Origin of the sequence: Mycobacterium sp. (assembly GCF_035314665.1) — a bacterium.
GTDB lineage: Bacteria > Actinomycetota > Actinomycetes > Mycobacteriales > Mycobacteriaceae > Mycobacterium.
The window spans coordinates 1-4,760 of record NZ_DATFZD010000026.1 but is presented as its reverse complement, the minus strand read 5'-3'; the positions used below and the strand labels follow the sequence as shown (position 1 = coordinate 4,760).

2 protein-coding genes are annotated in these 4,760 nt (G+C 66.4%); both read right to left on the bottom strand.

Going from position 1 to position 4,760, the window contains the following annotated elements; translation table 11 throughout:
- On the bottom strand, positions 1-1,500 hold a 1,500-nt coding region (locus tag VKI00_RS01910), incomplete at its 3' end, for a type I polyketide synthase (RefSeq protein ID WP_324434880.1).
- Between the two features lie 5 nt (positions 1,501-1,505).
- Positions 1,506-4,760: type I polyketide synthase (locus VKI00_RS01905; RefSeq protein ID WP_324434878.1), on the bottom strand; the 3,255-nt coding region annotated here is incomplete at its 5' end.

The following is a 4,760-nucleotide window of genomic DNA, read 5'->3' as shown; positions in this document are numbered from 1 at the left end:
CCACTCCGCCAACACCCCCGCCAGCGACGCGATCCGCTCCGGCGTCTTGCCCGACACCACCAACGTACTCACCACCGGCTCCGGTTCCCACACCACCGGATCCGGGGCCGGGGCCTGCTCGATCACCACATGCGCATTCGTGCCGCTGACGCCGAACGACGACACCCCCGCCCGCCGCGCACGCCCCACCGACGGCCACTCCGCTGCCTGCGATGCAATGGTGAACCGAGAAGCGCCCTCGCTGGCATGCGGGGTCAACCGCTCAAAGTTGAGGTGCTTGGGAATGTAGCCGTAGCGCACACTAAGGATGGTCTTCATGAACCCCGCGATGCCGGCCGCGGATTCCAAATGACCCAAATTCGTCTTCACCGAACCCAACACCAACGGCGCGGAACCGTTTCGGTCGGAAAAGACCTGGCTCAACGCCTCGAGTTCGATCGGATCACCCAACGCGGTGCCGGTGCCGTGGGCCTCGATGTAATCAATATCCGATGGCTGCAATCGTGATGAAGCCAGCGCCTGGCGCAGCAACGCCTGCTGGGCCGGCCCGTTGGGCACAGTCTGCCCGCTGCTGGCACCGTCCTGGTTGACCGCCGAACCGCGCACCACCGCCAGCACCCGGTCCCCGTCGCCCAGCGCGTCGCTGAGCCGCTTGAGCACCACCACCCCACAACCCTCACTGCGCACATACCCATCCGCACCCGCATCAAAGGTCTTGCAGCGACCATCCGGGGCCAGCATCCCCCACCGTGAGCAGGCGATGCTGTTTCCCGGGCTGAGCATCAGGTTGACACCGGCGGCCAACGCGGTGTCGCTTTCCCGTCGGCGCAGGCTCTGACAGGCCAGATGCACCGACACCAGCGACGACGAACAGGCCGTGTCGATGACCAGCGCCGGGCCGCGCACGCCGAGGAAATACGCCAGCCGCCCGGCCGCGAAATTCGGCGCATTCCCGAACGGGACGTAGGCGTCAATATCTTCCGCCCGTAACTTGCCCGCGAGCGTGAGCGCGTAGTCGTTGGCGGTCTGACCGACAAAGACCGAGGTTTGCGTCCCGCGGATCGCATGCGGGGCGATGCCCGCGTTTTCCAGCGCCTCCCAGGCGACTTCGAGCACCAACCGCTGCTGGGGGTCCATCGCCGCGGCCTCGCGCGGGGCGATCCCGAAGAACTCCGAATCGAATTCATCGGCCTGCCAGGAAGTCAGAAAACCACCCTCCCGCGTGCATATCGTGCCCGGCACGGAGTGGTCCTCGGAGTAATAAGCGTCGGCGTCCCAGCGTTCCGGCGGCACCCGCACGATGCCGCTGCGCCCCTCCTGCAACAACTGCCAATACTGATCGGGGTTGTTCACCCCACCCGGAAACCGGCACCCCATCCCCACCACGGCAATCGGTTCGCTATCACCTTTTTCGGCGATCTCCAGACGCGCACCCAAATCGTCGATCTTGCGCAGCGCCTCGGTGATGATCGCCCGGCGATCCGGCGTGGCAGCAGTCATAGCGCTTAACTCAGCCTTTCCGAAAGTTGTTGCAGCAGTTCGGCCTCGGTGAAGTCTTCGTAGGCGTCGACGCTGTCCTGTTCGGCGACTTCGATCAGCTCGGGAAGGCTTGTGGCCAAGTAGTCGGCGAGCGCCTCAATGGTCGGATAGTCGAACACAACAGACGCGGGCAGCACTTCGCCGAGGCTTTCGCTGAGGGAACGCTGAAGTGTCACGCTCATCAGCGAATCCATCCCGAATTGGAAAAACCCCGCCGACGGATCCAGCGACTGCGACGAAGCCAACCCCATCACCGCCGCAACGAGCGCACTCACATGGTCAACCAGAAGGTCGCGGCGCCGTTCCGGCTCGCACTTGCGCAATGCCTCACGGAACTCGGTCCTAGGCATCGATCGGGTGTCGCCACTGTCTTCGTCGGTGGGTAGTAGGTCGTCGACGATGTGAAGTGATGTTCGGGTGCGATATGCGGTGGCCAGTCGGATCCAGTCGGCGGCGACGACGGTGGAGCGGACCGGGGTGTCGGGGCCGGTTACCGACCACAGTGCTTGGATGGCGACCTCGTCGGGCATCGGCTCGAGTCCGGATTCGAAGATCACTTGGCGCTGCAGGTCGGCTTGGGTGTCGGCCAGCGACTTCCACAAGCCCCAGTTGACGGCAGTGGCAGAGAGCCCGGCCGCTCGACGCGCATAGGCGAAGGTGTCAAGGAAGGTGGTCGTCGCCGCGTAGTGACCCAGCCAGCGGGAACCGAGCAGCCCAGAAATCGACGAGAACAACACAAACTGGCGCACGGGCTGATTGAGTGAAAGGCGGTGCAGTAGTACCACCGCATCCAGCTTCGGCCGGAACATGGCGGTGACCTCGTCGTCGGTCATGTCACACAGCGTCACCGGACCGCCGCCGAACGCCGCCAGATAGATGCCGCCCAGCGGCGGAAGGTCGGTGCCGAACCGATCGAACAGCGCCGTCATCGCGGCCTCATCCGACGCATCGGCGGCCACCGTCACCAACGTCGTACCTTTCGCGGAAAGGGTGGTGGCCAACTCCTCTAGCCGCGATCCGGGATTCCGCGATACCGCCACGATGGTGCCCACCCCCATGTCGGCGAGCTGCTGGATCAAATGCGGTCCGATATTGCCGGTCGCTCCGATGACCAGATGGCTGCCGTCCTGCTCGATCTCAGCAGGCGATGTCGAGGGCGGGATTCGCCTTTGCAGGCGCGGGACACGGCGCACACCCGCCCGATAAACGACCTGATCTTCCCCCTCGCCACTGTGAGCCTCGGCCACCACATACCGGGCGGCCAGCTCGGCGGGCACCGTGTCATCGACATCGATAACCGCGCCCCACATCTCGGGATGTTCCAGCGCCAGCGTGCGACCCAGACCCCACAACACCGCATGAGCGGGATTGGCCCGATCACCTTCGGAGATCGGTTGGGCATTGCGGGTCAGCAGAAACAGCCGCGGCGGCGAGGCCATCGCCGCCAGCGCCGCGGTCAGCCTTCGCGCCGCGTTGAACAGGCCATAGCCCGACTCGGCATCGAAATAGCTCGACGAAACCTCCGCCGCATAGAGCACATGGCTCACCCCGGCGAGGGCATCCACCAGCACGGCCTGGTCAGCATCCTCGGCCAGCACCGACGGCGCCATCACCGTAACGCGAGAATCGTCGCCAAGCACACGAGCGATCTGCCCGCCGAGGGCCGCCTCGGCCACCACCAGCCAGGAACCGTCGGCGGCGGTCTCGGCGCCAGACAACGGGCGAGCCGGCCACGTCAACTCGCAATACCACTCCGCCGGAATCACACCACCGGTCTGCACCCGCGAATCAGCGCCCAGCTCAACAGCTTCGGCGCGACGCCCCGCCGGCGTGACACTGATCCAGTGGTGGGTGTGGTGCCAGGGAGTGGTGGGCAGCACCGGGTGCGGTTCGGGGGGATGCGGGGTGTGTGGGAGGTGGGTGGTGTTGAGGCTGGTGTGGAAGCTGACCGTGTCGTCGCCATCGCGCCACAGCGTGCCGATACTGTGGTGATGAGCGCCCGATTCCAGGGTTTCGGTGATGGCCTGGGTCAGCATCGGGTGGGGGCTGATTTCGATGAAGGTGGTGTGGTCGTCGGCGGCGGCGGTGATGGCCTGGCTCAACCGCACCGGCTGGCGCACATTGGCCACCCAATACTCGGCGTCAAGCACCGGTGCTGGCCCAGCGGTGTCGGCCACCGTCGAGATGAACCGAATCGTGGGCGTCTTCGGTGTCACATCGGCCAGCGCCGAACACAACTCGGGCAAGATCGGATCCATCAACGCGTTGTGGGAGGCCACCTCCATGTTCACCCGACGCGCGAAACGATCCTGCCGCTGCACCGCGCCGATGAGCGCATCGACCTGCGCGACAGGCCCGGCGATGACGGTCTGGCCTGGGGAGGCGTACACCGCCAGGGTGACCTCGGGGTAGTCGGCGATCAACGCCGCGGTCGCCTCGGGATCCAGTTTGAGTAGGGCCACCGCACCCTGCCCGGCCAACCGCGACATCAACTGCGACCGAACCGCGATCACCCGCAATCCCTCGGCCACCGTCAACGCCCCGGCCACCACCGCGGCGGTCACCTCGCCCATGGAATGGCCGATCACCGCATCCGGGCTCACCCCATAAGAGCGCCACAACTCGGTCAGCGCCAACTGCAACCCCATGATCACCGGCTGCACCCGCGCATCCCCACGCACCGGCTGCCCTTCGGCGAGCACCTGCTGCAGCGAAAACCCCACCTGCTCAACAAACACCGGCTCCAACTCGGCCACCGCCGCGGCGAACGCCGGCTCATCGGCCAGCAACCGCTGGCCCATCCCAGCCCATTGCGAGCCCTGACCCGAAAACACAAACACCGTCCCAGACCCGCACGGCCCCTCATGCGCACCGACCACCCCATCGGCCGGGCGCCCGGCCGCCAACGCCGCCAACCCGGCCACCGCCTCGGCGCGATCGCGGGCACACACCGTGGCGAACTTCCCGTGCTGGGTCCGGTGATGATTGAGGGTGTGGGCCACATCGGCCAACCCCACCCCCGCACCCGCACCAGACATCCACTCCGCCAACACCGCGGCCAGCGACGCAATCCGCCCCGGCGTCTTGCCCGACACCACCAACGTACTCACCACCGGCTCCGGTTCCCACACCACCGGATCCGGGGCCGGGGCCTGCTCAATCACCACATGCGCATTCGTGCCGCCGAAGCCGAACGACGACACCCCCGCCCGCCGCGCACG